17 protein-coding genes are annotated in these 15,534 nt (G+C 68.1%); 13 read left to right on the top strand and 4 right to left on the bottom strand.

Annotation, left to right across the window (positions count from 1 at the left end; genetic code table 11):
* The first annotated feature begins 229 nt into the window (after positions 1 to 229).
* The 6 genes from B2X67_RS17185 (at position 230) to B2X67_RS17160 (ending at position 4,818) form a co-directional block, all read left to right on the top strand.
* Positions 230 to 865, top strand: a complete 636-nt coding sequence (locus B2X67_RS17185) for a TetR family transcriptional regulator (protein ID WP_273230474.1) — start codon at positions 230 to 232, stop codon at positions 863 to 865.
* 221 nt (positions 866 to 1,086) lie between these two features.
* Positions 1,087 to 1,587 carry an urease accessory protein UreE gene (gene ureE / locus B2X67_RS17180; protein ID WP_273230472.1) on the top strand — a complete coding sequence of 167 codons (501 nt, stop codon included), beginning with the start codon at positions 1,087 to 1,089 and terminating at the stop codon, positions 1,585 to 1,587.
* Positions 1,584 to 2,258, top strand: coding sequence for an urease accessory protein UreF (locus B2X67_RS17175; RefSeq protein ID WP_286786238.1), 675 nt, complete (start codon positions 1,584 to 1,586; stop codon positions 2,256 to 2,258). The genes ureE and B2X67_RS17175 overlap by 4 nt, the downstream gene beginning before the upstream one ends.
* A gap of 70 nt (positions 2,259 to 2,328) precedes the next feature.
* Positions 2,329 to 2,943, top strand: coding sequence for an urease accessory protein UreG (ureG, locus tag B2X67_RS17170; protein WP_090225466.1), 615 nt, complete (start codon positions 2,329 to 2,331; stop codon positions 2,941 to 2,943).
* A 21-nt stretch (positions 2,944 to 2,964) separates the two neighbouring features.
* Positions 2,965 to 3,537: a HupE/UreJ family protein gene (locus tag B2X67_RS17165; RefSeq protein WP_286786237.1), complete on the top strand. Its 573-nt coding sequence runs from the start codon at positions 2,965 to 2,967 to the stop codon at positions 3,535 to 3,537.
* A gap of 372 nt (positions 3,538 to 3,909) precedes the next feature.
* Positions 3,910 to 4,818, top strand: a complete 909-nt coding sequence (locus B2X67_RS17160) for a glycerophosphodiester phosphodiesterase (RefSeq protein WP_286786236.1) — start codon at positions 3,910 to 3,912, stop codon at positions 4,816 to 4,818.
* Here B2X67_RS17160 and B2X67_RS17155 read toward each other — a convergent pair whose 3' ends face one another.
* The gene (locus B2X67_RS17155; protein WP_090225461.1) at positions 4,819 to 5,583 is read right to left on the bottom strand and encodes a TSUP family transporter; all 765 of its coding nucleotides are present in this window, start codon (positions 5,581 to 5,583) and stop codon (positions 4,819 to 4,821) included.
* Positions 5,584 to 5,645: 62 nt separating this feature from the next.
* A complete protein-coding gene (locus B2X67_RS17150; protein ID WP_090225459.1) occupies positions 5,646 to 5,888 on the bottom strand; it encodes a hypothetical protein in 243 nt (80 codons plus the stop codon).
* A gap of 207 nt (positions 5,889 to 6,095) precedes the next feature.
* On the opposite strand from B2X67_RS17150, the gene B2X67_RS17145 reads away from it, so the two are divergent.
* Together B2X67_RS17145 and B2X67_RS17140 are read left to right on the top strand one after the other, a co-directional pair.
* Entirely contained in the window at positions 6,096 to 7,061 is a 966-nt protein-coding gene (locus B2X67_RS17145) for an AAA family ATPase (protein ID WP_090225458.1), read from the top strand.
* On the top strand, positions 7,058 to 8,785 hold the full coding sequence (locus B2X67_RS17140) for a cobaltochelatase CobT-related protein (RefSeq protein ID WP_090225456.1): 1,728 nt from the start codon (positions 7,058 to 7,060) through the stop codon (positions 8,783 to 8,785). The genes B2X67_RS17145 and B2X67_RS17140 overlap by 4 nt, the downstream gene beginning before the upstream one ends.
* Before the next feature lie 36 nt (positions 8,786 to 8,821).
* Here the strand turns inward: B2X67_RS17140 and B2X67_RS17135 are convergent, their stop codons facing one another.
* Positions 8,822 to 9,880, bottom strand: a complete 1,059-nt coding sequence (locus B2X67_RS17135) for a YeiH family protein (RefSeq protein ID WP_175534303.1) — start codon at positions 9,878 to 9,880, stop codon at positions 8,822 to 8,824.
* Between the two features lie 209 nt (positions 9,881 to 10,089).
* On the opposite strand from B2X67_RS17135, the gene B2X67_RS17130 reads away from it, so the two are divergent.
* From B2X67_RS17130 to B2X67_RS17120, 3 genes are all read left to right on the top strand, one after another.
* Positions 10,090 to 10,776, top strand: a complete 687-nt coding sequence (locus B2X67_RS17130; protein WP_090225454.1) for a hypothetical protein — start codon at positions 10,090 to 10,092, stop codon at positions 10,774 to 10,776.
* A 333-nt stretch (positions 10,777 to 11,109) separates the two neighbouring features.
* Positions 11,110 to 11,865 carry a hypothetical protein gene (locus B2X67_RS17125; protein WP_273230452.1) on the top strand — a complete coding sequence of 252 codons (756 nt, stop codon included), beginning with the start codon at positions 11,110 to 11,112 and terminating at the stop codon, positions 11,863 to 11,865.
* Between the two features lie 103 nt (positions 11,866 to 11,968).
* Positions 11,969 to 12,460, top strand: coding sequence for an LEA type 2 family protein (locus B2X67_RS17120; RefSeq protein WP_286786235.1), 492 nt, complete (start codon positions 11,969 to 11,971; stop codon positions 12,458 to 12,460).
* 207 nt (positions 12,461 to 12,667) lie between these two features.
* Here B2X67_RS17120 and B2X67_RS17115 read toward each other — a convergent pair whose 3' ends face one another.
* Positions 12,668 to 13,423, bottom strand: coding sequence for a 3-oxoacyl-ACP reductase family protein (locus tag B2X67_RS17115; RefSeq protein WP_286786234.1), 756 nt, complete (start codon positions 13,421 to 13,423; stop codon positions 12,668 to 12,670).
* Positions 13,424 to 13,536: 113 nt separating this feature from the next.
* Between B2X67_RS17115 and B2X67_RS17110 the strand changes: the two genes are divergently transcribed.
* Positions 13,537 to 14,460 (top strand): LysR family transcriptional regulator, encoded by a 924-nt coding sequence (locus B2X67_RS17110; RefSeq protein WP_286786233.1) that lies wholly within the window; start codon positions 13,537 to 13,539, stop codon positions 14,458 to 14,460.
* Positions 14,461 to 14,567: 107 nt separating this feature from the next.
* On the top strand, positions 14,568 to 15,524 hold the full coding sequence (locus tag B2X67_RS17105; protein WP_286786232.1) for a TAXI family TRAP transporter solute-binding subunit: 957 nt from the start codon (positions 14,568 to 14,570) through the stop codon (positions 15,522 to 15,524).
* The last annotated feature ends 10 nt before the right edge of the window (positions 15,525 to 15,534 follow it).

Below are 15,534 nucleotides of genomic sequence, written 5' to 3'. Positions count from 1 at the left end.
CGCCGACAGCGGTTTCGAACGCACCGGCGGTAAAGTCGCTTGAAGCCCTCGATAGATGACAAAAGCCCGGCCCGTCCGGGCTTTGTTCATTTTCAGCCAGCGCTTTTCCGCGAATGCCCACGCCACACCCCGCCCGCACGCTCAGTGCACGACTGATCACCAGACATCGACGGGCGCAAAATCCTTTTGCTAGAGTGCGGCCACCTCCCCCGCTCGCCGTCGCCCCCGCATGCCACCACGCGCCGAACAAAAACTGCAGACCCGCCACGCCTTGCTGGCCGCCGCGCGCAGCCTGATGGACAGCGGGCGCGGCTTCGGCAGCCTGAGCCTGCGCGAAGTCGCACGCTGCGCCGGCATCGTCCCCACCGGCTTCTATCGCCACTTCGAGGGCATGGATCAGCTTGGCCTGGCGCTGGTCGAGGAAGTCGGCGAGACCTTTCGCGAAACCTTGCGCGTGGTGCGCCGCAACGAGTTCGAGCTGGGCGGGCTGGTCGAGGCCAGCACGCGGATTTTCCTCGACGCGGTGAGCGCCAACCGCGAGCAGTTCCTCTTCCTCGCCCGCGAGCAATACGGCGGTTCGCGCCCGGTGCGCCAGGCCATCTCCAGCCTGCGCCAGCGCATCACCGACGACCTCGCGGCCGACCTCAAGCTGATGAACCGCATGCCGCAGCTCGACGACGCGGCGCTGGACGTGATCTCCGATCTGGTGGTGAAAGCGGTGTTCGCCACCCTCCCCGAACTCATCGACCCGCCCTCCGAATCCCTGCCCGCGCACCTGAGCGCCGAAGCCAAGATCACCCAGCAGCTGCGCTTCATCTTCATCGGCGGCAAGCACTGGCTCGGGCTGAACGGCTCGCGGACCTGATCGCCCGGCGCCCCGGCGCTGCCCCGCTTTGGCATACTGGCCAGACGCCGCGCGCCTGAATGCACCATTACCGCGCACGAATTTCACCTGGGCACCAAAGCAAACCTGACCGAGGGTTCAAATTCGGGCAACCCCGCGCCGCAGCGCGCCATCCATGGGGCCGCACGCACTTGGCAAGTCCCTTGCTCGTACCTCCGCCACGCCAATCCCCGGAAGCCACCATGCTCGTGATTCACCGCCGCATCGAACCCCGCACCGAATGGGACGCCGAACTGGAAATGACCTTCGAGGCCCGCAGCAAGAGCCGCCTGCGCTGCTTCAGCAGCACCGGCGAAGACGTCGGCCTGTTCCTCGAACGCGGCCAGCCACCGCTCGCCGATGGCGAATGCCTGCAGGCCGAGGACGGCCGCATCGTCCGCGTCCGCGCCCGCGCCGAGCCACTGATGCACGTGACCTGCGCCAACGCCTTCGAACTGACCCGCGCCGCCTACCACCTGGGCAACCGCCATGTCGCCCTGCAACTGGGCGACGGCTGGCTGCGTCTGCCCGACGACTACGTGCTCAGGGACATGCTCGAACAGCTCGGCGCCCACGTCGAAGCCATCGAGGCGCCGTACCAGCCGGAGCACGGCGCCTACGGCGGCGGCCATCACCACTCGCACGCCGGCGAAGCCGAATTCAGTTACGCGCCGCGCCTGCACCAGTTCGGCAGCAAAGCGTGAATCCCGCCTGGGCCCTGTTGCGCCTGGCCAGCCCGCAGTTGCCGATCGGCGGCTACAGCTATTCCCAGGGCCTGGAAATGGCCGTCGAGCAGGCGCGCGTGAAGGACAGCGCCAGCGCGCGGCGCTGGATCGCCGACCAGTTGCTGCTCAACCTCGCGCGCTTCGAGGCGCCGCTGCTGCTGGCCCACTGCGTGGCCGCCGCCGAGGGTGACTGGGACGAACTCAAACGCCTCGCCGGCGAGCAGCGCGCCAGCCGGGAAACCCGCGAGCTGCGCCTGGAAAGCCGGCAGATGGGCTACTCGCTGCAGCAGTTGCTCGAAGGCCTGCCCGAGATGGATGAAGCGGCCCGCACGCTGCTCGGCGAACTCGACGAACCCGGCCTGGCGGTGACCTGGGCGCTGGCCGCCCGCTCCTGGAAGATCGACGCGCAGGACGCCCTCGCCGCATGGCTCTGGGGCTGGCTGGAAAACCAGCTGGCGGTACTGATGAAGACCCTGCCGCTCGGCCAGCAGGCCGCGCAGCGGCTGACCTCCGAGCTGCTGCCCAGCTTGCAGCAGGCGCAGCGCGAGGCCAGCGAACGGAGCGCGGACACCTGGGGCAGTGCCGCCTTCGGCCTGGCCCTGAGCAGCATGGCCCACGAACGCCAGTACAGCCGCCTGTTCCGCTCGTGAAGGCGCAACCAATCAGCCGCCGCGCGCCCGGTGTGCGCGGCACACAGATAGACATGGGAGAAACAACGATATGAACAGCCAACCCTTGCGTGTCGGCATCGGCGGTCCGGTCGGTTCCGGCAAGACCGCACTGACCCTGGCGCTGTGCCTGGCGCTGCGCGAACGCTACAACCTCGCTGTGGTGACCAACGACATCTACACCCAGGAGGACGCGCAGTTTCTGGTGCGCAACGAAGCCCTGGCGCCGGAGCGGATCATCGGCGTGGAAACCGGCGGTTGCCCGCACACGGCGATCCGCGAGGACGCCTCGATCAACCTGGAAGCCGTCGACCAGCTCAACCGGCGCTTCCCGGGCCTGGACCTGATCATCGTCGAGTCCGGCGGCGACAACCTCTCGGCGACCTTCAGTCCAGAGCTGTCCGACCTGACCATCTACGTGATCGACGTGTCTGCCGGCGACAAGCTGCCGCGCAAGGGCGGCCCGGGCATCTGCAAGTCCGACCTGCTGGTAATCAACAAGATCGACCTCGCCCCGCTGGTCGGCGCTTCGCTGGAGATGATGGACAGCGACACCCGCAAGATGCGCGGCGACAAGCCGTTCGTCTTCAGCAACCAGAAAGTCGGCCAGGGTCTGGACCAGATCATCGCCTTCATCGAACGCCACGGCATGCTCAGCGCCGCCTGAGCCCATCACCAGGAGACCTCCATGAAGCTTCGCCACTCGCTTTACGCCCTTGCCCTCGCCTTCACCCCGGCGCTGGCCTTCGCCCATCCGGGCCATGACGCTTCCGGACTGATGTCGGGCATCGCCCACCCGATCACCGGACTGGACCACCTGCTGGCGATGCTCGCCGTCGGCCTCTGGGCGGCGCAGCAGAAAGGCGCCGCGCGCTGGGCGCTGCCGGCGACCTTCGTCGGCACCATGCTGATCGGCGGGCTGTTCGGCTTCGAGGGTATGGAATTGCCGTTCATGGAACAGGGCATCGCCAGCTCGGTGCTCGCCCTCGGCCTGCTGGTCGCCGTCGCGGTACGTCCGCCGATGGCCGTGGCCGTAGGCCTGACCGCGCTGTTCGCCCTCGCCCACGGCGTCGCCCACGGCCTTGAGCTGCCGGAAATCGCCAGCCCCTGGAGCTATGCCGCCGGCTTCGTCGCCGCCACCGCCGCGCTGCATGCCATCGGCTATGCGCTGGTGCGCGTCCTGCCGCAAGCCGCCGCGTCGCTGGTCCGCGTCGCCGGCGCCGCCTCGGCCATCACCGGCGCCTGGATGCTGGCCGGCTGATAACCGCAACGCTGATGGTGCGCATGGCGCACCCTACGGTGTACATCGCTCTCGTAGGGTGCGCCGCGTGCACCAATCACCCCGCGCCGCGCCCGACCTTTCCACGCCCGCCCGAGCAACGGTGCGCATGGCGCACCCTACGGTATGCTCCGCTCTCGTAGGGTGCGCCGCGCGCACCAATCCCACCCGCACCGCGCCCGACCTTTTGCCGCCCGTTTGGGCAACGGTGCGCATGGCGCACCCTACGGTGTGCAGCGCTCTCGTAGGGTGCGCCGTGCGCACCAATCACCCGCTCCACGCAACGTCGCACCTGCCCTTTCACCGGCCGCTTTGGCATAGTCGACCACTCCCGCCTCGTCCGATGGACCGACCATGCTGCGCTTCGTCCGCTTCCTGCTGATTCCCCTGCTGCTGCTCGCTGCCGTGCTGCTTGGCCTGCTGCTGACCAGCCATCCGGCCAGTCGCCCGCCGGTGCTCGTCGAACTCGGCGAGCAGCCGCTGGTGATCGCCCACCGCGGCGGCATGGGCCTATGGCCGGAGAACACCCTGTTCGCCTTCGAGCGCGCCGATGCGCTGGGCGTGGACATGCTGGAACTTGACGTGCGCGCCAGCCGGGACGGCGACCTGGTGGTGATCCACGACGAGGCGCTGGAGCGCACCAGCAACGGCCGCGGGCCGGTAGAGGCGCTGAGCCTGGCGCAGTTGCAGGCGCTCGATGCCGGCTACACCTGGACCGCCGACGGTGGTGAAACCTACCCATACCGCGGCCAGGGCATCCGCATCCCGAGCCTGGCCGAAGTCTTCGCGCGGCTGCCGGAGCGGCCCAAGTCGATCGAGATCAAGAGCGCCGACGCCGGCGTGGAGGAGCGCCTGTGTGCGCTGCTGAAAAGTGCCGGCCAGCGCGACAAGGTGATCGTCGCCAGCTTCCACGAGCGCAGCCTGCAACTGTTCCGCGAGCTCTGCCCCGGCGTCGCCACCGCCGCCGGGCCGACCTCGGTGCGCCTGCTGGCGGCGCTGAACTGGGTCGGCCTGGCCGGCGTGCTCTCGCCGTCCTACCAGGTGCTGCAGATTCCACCGCGCAGCGGCGACGCCCAGCTCGCCTCCGCGCGGCTGTTCGCCAGCGCGAGGGCGCGCGGCCTGGCGGTGCAGCTGTGGACGATCAACGAGCAACCGGAAATGCGTCAGTTGCTGGACATGGGCGCCGACGGGCTGATCACCGACTACCCCGAGCGCGCCCTGCAACTGCTCGGCCGGCCGACGCGCATCGCCCCCAGGCCCTGATCAGCGCCCCAGCAGGCCTGGCAGTGCCTCGCCGATCAGGCTGCTGCCGGCGATCACCAGCAGGCTGAAGACGATCCAGCGGATCGCCCGCAGAGACAGCGGCGGCGGATAGCGCTTGACCAGCCAACTGAGGACCAGCACCAGCGGCAAGGCCTCGGCGCTAAGCAGCAGCACGTTGAGGGTGAAATGCCCCTGCACCAGCACCAGGGCGATGCGCAGCAGCGCATTGGCGGCGAACACCGCGACCAGCGTGTTGCGGATGACTTCGTAGGGCAGCGGCTGGCGATACAGGTGATAGACCACCGGCGGCCCGCCGCTGGCGAAGAGCCCGCCGAGCAGGCCGGTGAGCGCGCCGGCGACGTGGAACGACAGCGGCCCGGAGCGCTGCGCGCGCGGCCGGGTCTGCATCACCAGCATCAGGCTGCAGAGCAGGATCACCCCGCCCAGCAGCACCCGCAGCAGCGTCACCTGGCTGCCGCTAAGCCAGCCGAGCAGCAGGATGCCGATCACCACGCCGGGCAGGCTGGTGACCAGCAGCGGACGCAGCACGCTCATGTCCATGCGTGTCTTCGAGCCGGCCAGGGTCACCGCCGCGTTGAACAACGTCAGCACGCTGACCGCGATGGACACCTCGTTGAGCGGCGCCAGGTGCAGCATCGCGACCAGGCCCAGCAGGATCAGCCCGAAGGCGAAACCGGTGAGGCTCTGGGCGAAGGTGGCCAGCGCCACGCAGATCAGAAAAGCCAGATGCAACCAGATGCTCATACCCTGTACTCAGGACCTTGGGGCGTGCGGTGCGCCGCCGCGTTTTCAGGGTATCGCCGGCGTCAGCGCGCGTTCGCCTCGCGCTCGCGCAACACGTCCGCCATCCTGCTGCCGAACAGCCGGCCCACCGCCTCGCCGTCGCCGCCGGCCTCGTCGAATGCTTCCACCACGGCCTCCAGCGTCGGCCGGGTCTGGGTCAGCAACGCGATCACATAATCCTCGGCGCTGACGCCGGTGTGCGCATGGTAGCGCCGAAGCAGCTGCAACTGGTCGTCGGACAGGTTCAATTCAAGTGTTTCGCTCATCGTGCGCTCCGTGGGTGATGCCGATACGGCTCGGGTCTACAGGTTCGCATGGTCGGAAAAGAGCCAGGGCTGGGTCCAGAACCACAACTGGCCCGGCAATGGGGCCAGTTGCAGTCACTGGACGCACGATTGCGCGGCATCTGGTGCCAGAGCCGGCGCCGCCCGCTGCCTAGAATCGGCTATCCCCACTCGACCCGGACCCGCCCGATGACCGACCTGCACTTCGAACACGCCAGCCGCCTGGTTTCCTGTCGCGACCTGTTCGGCATCGACGCCGACCTGCAGGTGCCGGTGTTCCTCGAGCGCGATGCGCAGGTGCCGGACATCGACCCCGCCTACCGTTTCGATCAGGACGCCACCCTGGCGATCCTCGCCGGCTTCATGCGCAACCGTCGGGTGCTGCTGCAGGGCCTGCATGGCACCGGCAAGTCGACGCACATCGAACAGGTCGCCGCGCGCCTCAATTGGCCGTGCATGCGCGTCAACCTCGACGGACACGTCAGCCGCCTGGACCTGATCGGCAAGGACGGCATCGTCCTGCGCGACGGCCAGCAGGTCACCGAATTCCAGGAAGGCATCCTGCCCTGGGCGCTGCGCCGGCCGATGGCGCTGATCTTCGACGAATACGATGCCGGCCGTCCGGACGTGATGTTCGTCATCCAGCGCGTGCTCGAACGCGACGGCAAGCTGACCCTGCTGGATCAGAACCAGGTGCTCACCCCGCACCCGTACTTCCGCCTGTTCGCCACCGCCAACACCATCGGCCTGGGCAACCTCAACGGCCTCTACCACGGCGCCCAGGTGCTCAACCAGGCCCAGCTGGACCGCTGGAACGTGGTCGCCCGCCTGGACTACCTGCCCGCCGAACAGGAAGTGGCGATCGTCACCGGGCAGGCGCCGGGCACCGATCCGGCGCTGATCGGGCGCATGGTGGCGCTGGCCAACCTCACCCGCCAGGGCTTCGCCGCCGGCGACCTGTCCACGCTGATGTCGCCGCGCGCGGTGATCTCCTGGGCGGAGAATGTCGAGATCTTCGGCGACACGGCGCGCGCCTTCCGCCTGACTTTCCTCAACAAGTGCGACGACAGCGAGCGCGCGCTGGTGGCCGAGTACTACCAGCGCTGCTTCGACGTCGAACTGGCCGAATCCCACGCGCGGCAGCAATCCTCGTGACCGCGCAGCGCCTGGAAAAGCGCCAGCAACAGGTCGAGGAACTCTGCGCCGCGGTGCTCCGTGCGCTGGCCGCGAGCCCGCGCCTGCGCTATCGCGGCAACCGCCTGGAACTGGCCGGACGGGCCTTCCCGATCCGCGCGCCACACCTGCACCCGGAGTTCGCCCGCGATGATTTCCGCTCCTTTCGCGGTGTCGCCGACAGCCTCGCCCTGCGCCTGCGTCACAGCGATCGGGCCCTGCACCGCAGCCGGATGCCGGCCTCGCCGATCGAGCGGCTGGTCTTCGACCTGCTCGAACAGTTGCGCTGCGAAGCGCTGGTGAGCGAGCAGCTCCCGGGCGTGCGCCACAACCTGATGCACCGCTTCAGCCAGTGGGCGGAGCAGTTCATCGACTCCGGCCAGCTGGAAAACCACCTCGGCCTGATGCTCTTCACCCTCGCCCTGATGAGCTGGCGGCTGCTCTGCAACGGACACACGCCGGAGCGCATCCAGGACCTGCTGGAAGCGCCACGCATGGGCCTGCTCGGCCAGTTCGGCGCGGAGTTCGGCCTGCTGCGCAAGACCCGCCACGACCAGGCCGCCTTCGCCACCCACGCGCTGAACATCGCCTTCTGCATCGCCGCGCTGATCGATCAGCTCGAACAGCAACTGGGCAGCGCCGACGAGCGCCGCGACACCGCCAGCGAAAAGAGCCTGGCGGCATTCGCCCTGCTGCTGGAAAACGACGGCGGCGAAGACGGCGACGGCGGCGGCATCGCGGGCGCCAACGACCGTGCAGGCGCCCAGGACGGTTTCCGCTACCGGGTGTTCAGCCGCGACCACGATGTCGAGCAGGTCGTCGGCAAACGGGTACGCGCCGAACTGCTGCTGGAACTGCGCCAACGCCTCGACCAGCGCATCCTCCGCCAGGGCCTGAACCTGCAACGGCTGGCGCGCCAGTTGTCCGCGCTGCTCGCCGCGCCTCGCCTGCAGGGCTGGGAATTCGCCCAGGAGGAAGGCCGCCTCGACGGCGGTCGGCTGAGCCGCCTGGTGACCAACCCGAACCAGCGCGACCTGTTCCGCCGCGAACCGCTGCGCCCGCACAGCGAGTGCGTGGTGACCTTCCTGATCGACAACTCGGGCTCGATGCGCACGCACATCGAAAGCCTGGCGCTGCTGGTCGACTGCCTGTCCCGCGCGCTCGAGCTGGCCGGCGCGAAAACCGAGATCCTCGGTTTCACCACCGGCCAGTGGAACGGCGGCCGCCCGTTCAAGCGCTGGCGCGGGCAGGGCTCGCCGGCCGACCCGGGGCGCCTCAACGAGCTCTGCCACATGATCTACAAGGACGCCGACACGCCCTGGCGCCGCGCCCGCCCGGCCATCGCCGGGCTGCTCAAGTCCGACCTGTTCCGCGAAGGCGTGGACGGCGAGGCACTGCTCTGGGCACGCCAGCGGCTGCGCCAGCGCAACGAACCGCGACGCCTGCTGATCGTCATCAGCGACGGCTGCCCGATGGACAGCGCCACCCATCAGGCCAACCGCGAGGACATCCTCGACCTACACCTGCGCCAGGTGGCGCGGCAGATCGAGGACGAAGGGGAAATCGAGCTGTACGCGCTGGGCGTCGGCCTCGACCTGAGCGCCTACTACCGCCACAGTCTCGAACTGGACCTGCAGCAGGGCGTCGAGAACGCGCTGTTCGGCGAGGTGCTCGGGCTGCTCGGCCGGGGCCGCGCGCGGCGTTGAGGCCGCGCGGCCGTCACCCGGGACGGCCGCGCCGGTTCAGACGAAGAACTTGAGGATCACCAGGATCAGCGCGGCGAGGAACAGGGTTTCCGTCACCAGCAAGGTCGCCGGTCGCCAGCCCACCGCCAGCAGCGCCTTGATCGAGGTCTTCATGCCCAGCGCGGCGATCGCCGTGACCAGGCACCAGCTCGATACGCCGATGGCCATCTTCTGCGACCACTCCGGCATCACGCCGCTGCTGTTCAGGCCGACGAAAACCACGAAGAAGATGATGAACAGCGGCAGCGGCAATGCCGTCTTCGAGCCGCCCGCAGCCGCGCCGTCGCGACGACGCAGCAGCAGCGAGAGGGAGAACACGATGGGCACCAGCATCGCCACCCGCAGCAGCTTGATCACCGTGGCGGTGTCGCCGGTCTCGTTGGACATGCTGTAGCCGGCACCGACCACCTGCGCCACGTCGTGGATGGTCGCACCGAGGAACACCCCGGCCTGCTGGTCGTCCAGGCCGAGGCTCTTGGCCAGGATCGGGTAGACGATCATCGCCAGCGTGCTCAGCGCGGTCACGCTGATCACGGTGAAGATGGTATTGCGCTCGGCGTCCTTGTCCTGCGGCAGCACCGCCGAAATCGCCAACGCCGCCGAAGCGCCGCAGATGCCGACGCTGCCTCCGCTGAGCACGCCGAAATCGCGCCCCAGGCCGAGCAGCTTCGACAGCCCCACGCCGACCGCGATGGTCAGCAGCACCGCGCCGATCACCACCATCATCAGGGTGCCGCCCAGGGAGAAGATCTGCTCCACGGTGATGCGCATGCCCAGCAGCGCGACGCCGATGCGCAAGATGGTGCTGGAGGTGAACTTGATGCCCGCCACCGCGCGGCCTTCCTCGTGCAGGAAGCCCAGCGCCATGCCCAGCAGCAGGGCCATCAGCATCACCGGCGCCCCGTAGTGCTCGGACAGAAAGGTCGCGCCGGCAGCGACGACGACGGCCACCAGCAGGCCGGGCGAGACCTCCAGGAAACGCTCCCGGCGCCGGCTGAGCCAACTGTCGGTAGGCGGAAGGGCAGCCACTGAATTATTGTTGTTTTTGGAACTCATTATTCCGATTCCTTGCATTGCTTGGGCATAAATGCATAAGCGCATGCTAGAGAATCGAAACTGGCACCATTAGAACCACTATCACCGCACAGGCTGGGCCAGATTTGAAATGGCACCCGCGCGCCCTGGCAACTGGACCTACCGCGACGGCCACCCAGGCCTCCAGGCTGCCCCACCGACAACCCGTGAGAACCCGCGTGGCAATTCCCGTGCATCGACTCGCCCAAGCCACCGCCGTCGCGCTGCAGCGATGGCGAAATCCAAACCCGGACTGCGCCACCGGCAACGACCCGCGCAGCAGCGATAACGGGCTGTTGCTGCTGTTCCACGGCAGCCTCGCGCACGCAGCGGATTACGCCTGGCAGAACGCCGGCCGTACGCTGGTCGACAAGACCTACCTGCGCATCCTGTTCAGCGGCGCGGCACTGGATTACCAGGGCCTGAGCGCGGACGAACTGGCCGCGCGCCTGGACTCCTTCATCCGCGAACAGCTGGTGCCGCGCTGGGTGGCGCTGACGGAGAACGCCGAGGCGGAACCGCCCGGGCGCCTGATCGAATCGCTGGAGGCCGGCCTGTTCGGCGAGCCAGGCAACGGCGAGGTCGGTAGCCAGATCCTCTTCTGGCTCTGCCCCCGCCTGCCGCTGCTGCCCAAAAACCACGCCGGCCTGCGCGGCCTGGAACTGCTAGCCGACGGCCAGCTCGGCCTCGACGCCAGCGACTACCAGCACGCCTGCGCGGCGTTGCTGAAGGAAATGCCGGTGCTGCCGGCGCCGCGCCAGTTCGCCGGCAACCCCGACGAACAGCGAAGGGTGCGCCAGCTGATCGAGAACAGCGACTGGTGGCGCCGGCGCGTGCTGGCGCAGTGGCTCGAGCAACTGGGCGGCGGGCCGGCCTGATTCGCGGACAGGCGAAATCGCGGTGCCGCTTGTGGCGGTACCGCTGTCGCTTCGCAAGGGAAATGACGTCAGTGGGAGAACAACGCGACGCTCGTGACGGCGTGTCGCCCGGCACGACTGCAGCGCAGCCATGCGGGGCGCGCATGGTAAACGCAGAAGCCTTTCAATTAGCTATCAATGCCGCAGAAAAAATCTGTAACACATATTCCGTTGATGATTTCTTGACCAATTCTTGATGTTCCGAACGGCACTCTGGAAGGGCGTCGACAGCCTGCCTGGCAGCCGACCGCAATTGCCGGCCCCGCCGCCCCTGTCGCTTTCGGAATTCGCCCCATGAACAAACTTCCGCAGATTACGCTCGCCTTCTGGATCATGAAGATCTGCGCCACCACGCTCGGTGAAACCGCTGGCGACCTGCTGTCGATGACCCTCGATGTCGGCTATGCCATGAGTTCGCTGATCCTGCTCAGCGCGTTCCTCGTCACCCTGGTGGCTCAGCTCGCCTCCAAACGCTACAACCCGCCGCTGTATTGGGCGGTGATTCTCTCCACCAGCACCGCCGGCACCACGATGTCGGACTTCATGGACCGCACCCTCGGGCTCGGCTATGCCAGTGGCTCGGCGCTGCTGATCGGAATTCTCGCGGTGATCTTCGCGGTATGGAAACTCAGCGGCAGCACGCTGGCGGTGGATCGTATCCGCGGCTTCAAGGGCGAGATGTTCTACTGGGTGGCGATCCTCTTCTCCAACACCCTGGGCACTGCGCTGGGCGACTACCTGGCGGACGACTCGGGCCTCGGCTTCGGCGGCGGCGCGCTGCTGATCGGCAGCCTGATCGCCGGCATCGCGGTGCTGCACTACCGCACGCGGATTTCCACCGTCCTGCTGTTCTGGGTGGCCTTCGTGCTGACCCGGCCGTTCGGTGCCACGCTGGGAGATTTCCTCACCAAGCCGCTGGAAAAAGGCGGGCTGGACTTCGGCACCGTCGGCGCCTCGGCCTTCCTCGGCGCGATACTGGTGGGCCTGGTGATCGTCGCCACCCAGGTGCAGCGCAAGCGCCTGCGCGCGGCGCCGCTACCGGCGCTGTGAGCGACGCGCCCTGGCGGAAAACGTCCCGCCAGGGCCCGCCCGGATGAGCAAATCCGCCCCGGTTCCGGTCTGCTGAACATGTTCCCCGGACCGGACCGCCCGCATGCGCCACCGTCACGCGTCACTCGTCCCCGTTCGCCTGCCCATCCTCCTGCTGCTGTTGGCGAGTCTCGCCGCCTGCAGCAGCCTGGCCCCGCGCGACCCGCTGCGCATCGACCTGGCCGGGATCGAGCCGCTGCCCGGCCAGGGCCTGGAAATGCGCTTCGCCGTGCAATTGCGCGTGCAGAACCCCAACGACGACGCCCTCGACTACGACGGCGTGGCGCTGGACCTGGAAGTGAACGGCCAGCCGCTGGCCAGCGGCGTCAGCGACCGGCGCGGCGAAATCCCGCGCTTCGGCGAGGCGCTGGTCAGCGTGCCGGTGACGATCTCCGCGTTCTCGGTGATGCGCCAGACCTGGGGCCTGGGCCTCTACCAGCCCGGCCAGGGGCTGCCCTATCGGCTCAAGGGCAAGTTCGCCAGCGGGCTGTTCGGCACCCAGCGCTTCAGCGACAGCGGCACCCTCACCTGGCCCGAGCCGCCGACCTCGCCCTGACGCCGATCAGCGCGGCTCGCTCTCCCGCCAGACGGGCAAGACGATTCCCTACCAGGACCTGCCGCAGACGGACTGCCAGGCGCCGGGCTGCAGGACTGGCTGGGCGCGATACTCGCCGATTCCGACGCCGGCGCCAGCCGCGGCGCGCTGTTCGACGACGGCCGACTGATCGGCCGGCCGACACTGACGTTGGCGGATGCGGCTGACTCAGGCGGCGAAACCGCCGTCGATGGTCAGGCTGGCACCGGTGATGTAGCCGGCCTCGGGCCCGGCGAGGTAGGCGACGAAGCTGGCGATTTCCTCGGCGCGGCCATAGCGCGGCAGCGCCATAAGGCCTTTCAGGGTGTCCGCGAAGTCGCCGTCATCGGGGTTCATGTCGGTGTCCACCGGGCCCGGCTGGACATTGTTGATGGTGATGCCGCGCGGACCGAGGTCGCGCGCCAGGCCGCGGGTCAGGCCGACCAGCGCGGCCTTGCTCATGGCGTACACGGCGCCGCCGGTGAACGGCATGCGCTCGGCGTTGGTGCTGCCGATACTGATGATGCGGCCGCCCTCGCCCATGTGCCGCGCGGCTTCCTGGGTGGCGACGAAGACGCTGCGCACGTTGATCGCCACGGTGCGATCGAAGTCCTCCAGGCTCAGCTCGTCCAGTTGACCCAGCGCCAGCACGCCGGCGTTGTTGACCAGGATGTCGAGCCCGCCGAAGGCCTTCACGGTGGCGGCGACCGCCGCGCGCACCGCCTGCTCGTCGGCGCTGTCGGCGCGAATCGCCAGGGCCTTGCCGCCTTTCGCCTGGATCGCCGCGGCCAGTTCATCGGCTTTCTGCGCCGAGCTGACGTAGGTGAAGGCGACCGCCGCGCCTTCCGCGGCCAGGCGCTCGACGATGGCGGCGCCGATGCCGCGCGAGCCGCCTTGGACCAGGGCGATCTTGCCATCAAGGGTGTTGCTACCGGATGTGCTCATGGGTGTCTCCTGGGTGTTCGGTGAAAGAGAGGTCCAGTATCTACCGCTCAATCGATACCGATTAGCCGGCAATCCCTATACGCTGAATGAACCAATGGTTTACGCAGACGCCCATGGAAACCCTCAACGCCATCGATTGCTTCGTCCGCAGTGCGGAGGCCGGCAGCTTCGCCGAGGCGGCGCGGCGCCTTGGATTGACGCCTGCAGCGGTGGGCAAGAACGTCGCCCGGCTGGAGGCGAGCATGGGCGTGCGGCTGTTCCAGCGCAGCACGCGGCGGCTGAGCCTGACCGAGGACGGTGAGCGCTTCCTCGGCGAAGTCCGCGAGGGCCTGGCCAGCATCAAGAGCGCGGTGGCCAACCTCGGCAACAGCGCCGGGCAACCCTCCGGCACGCTGAAGGTCAGCATGGGGCTGGCGTTCGCCATCGACTACATGGTGCCGCTGCTGGGCGAGTTCCTCGCCCGCTACCCGGCCATCGAACCGGACTGGCATTTCGACAATCGCCAGGTCGACCTCATCGGCCAGGGCTTCGACGCCGCCATCGGCGGCGGTTTCGAGCTACCGCCCGGCGTGATTGCCCGCGAGCTCGCCCCGGCGCATCGCGTGCTGGTGGCCGCCCCGGACTACTTCGCCGACGGCGCCGAGCCGCGGCATCCGCAGGACCTGGCGGCGCTGGACGGCATCCTGATCCGCTCGCCACAGACCGGGCGCATCCGCACCTGGCCGCTGCGCACCCGCGACAACCAGCAGGCGCCGGTCACGCTGAAGCCGCGCATGACCCTGAGCGATCCCGGCGCCGCGTGCCTGGCCGCCAGCCTGGGGTACGGGGTGGCGCTGGTCAGCCTGCCGCACGCGTCGGCGTACCTGAACGACGGCCGCCTGCGCCGCGTGCTGCCGGAGTGGTACGTGGACGGCGGAGCGCTGAGCCTCTACTTCCCCGCGCAGCGCATCCTGCCGGCCAAGACCCGCGCGTTCGTCGACTTCGTCGTCGAGCACTTCCGTCGCGAAGACCTCGCCGCTCGGCTGCGCGCCGTCTAGCTCCGGCAGCTCTACGACTTTAGGCCCATAGCCTGGCGGTCGACGCGAGCGTCCGGTTGCGCTAGTTTCATCACGCCGAACAATTACAAGAACTTCATGGAGGCACCATGTACTTGCGCAAACGTGCAGGGCTGCTCGCTGTCGCGACCGCCCTGACCCTCAGCACCACGGCTTTCGCCGCATCCGACTTCATAAACATCCTCACCGGCGGCACCAGCGGCGTTTACTACCCCGTCGGAGTCGGCCTGTCTCAGATCTACAGCCAGCATATCGACGGGGCGAAAACCTCCGTCCAGGCGACCAAGGCCTCGGTGGAGAACCTCACCCTGCTCGAAGCCAAACGCGGCGAACTGGCCTTCGCCCTCGGCGACTCCGTGTCGGACGCCTGGAACGGCGTCGAGGATGCCGGCTTCAAGAAACCCTTGAAGAACCTCCGCGCCATCGCCGGGACGTACTCCAACTACATCCAGATCGTTGCCAGCGCGGATTCCGGGATCAAGACCCTGGCGGACCTGAAGGGCAAGCGCATCTCGGTAGGCGCGCCGAAATCCGGCACCGAACTGAACGCGCGGGCGATCTTCAAGGCCGCGGGACTGACCTACGGGGACATGGGGAAGGTCGAGTACCTTCCGTTCGCCGAATCCGTCGAGCTGATCAAGAACCGCCAGCTCGACGCCACCCTGCAGTCCTCCGGCCTGGGCATGGCGGCGATCCGTGATCTCGCCTCGACCATGAAGATCGCTTTCGTGCCGATCCCCACGGAGGTGGTGGAGAAGATCGGCAATGCCGCCTACATTCCCAGCACCATTCCGGCCAGCACCTATGACGGCCAGGATGCTGCCGTTCCCACCGTAGCCATCGTCAACATCCTCGTCACGCACAAGGGCGTCAGCGACGAACTGGCGTACCAGATGACCAAGCAGATGTTCGAGAACCTGCCCCGGCTGGCCACTTCCCACTCCGCGGCGAAGGACATTTCCCTGGAGAACGCCACGAAGAACCTGCCGATCCCGCTGCATCCGGGCGCCGAGCGCTACTACAAGGAGAAGGGACTGCAGTTCTAGACTGCCCTTG

Source organism: Pseudomonas sp. UBA3153 (assembly GCF_002364635.1).
GTDB lineage: Bacteria > Pseudomonadota > Gammaproteobacteria > Pseudomonadales > Pseudomonadaceae > Pseudomonas_O > Pseudomonas_O kuykendallii.
The sequence above is the reverse complement of the archived record's forward strand: the minus strand, read 5'-3'. Positions and strand labels throughout refer to the sequence as shown.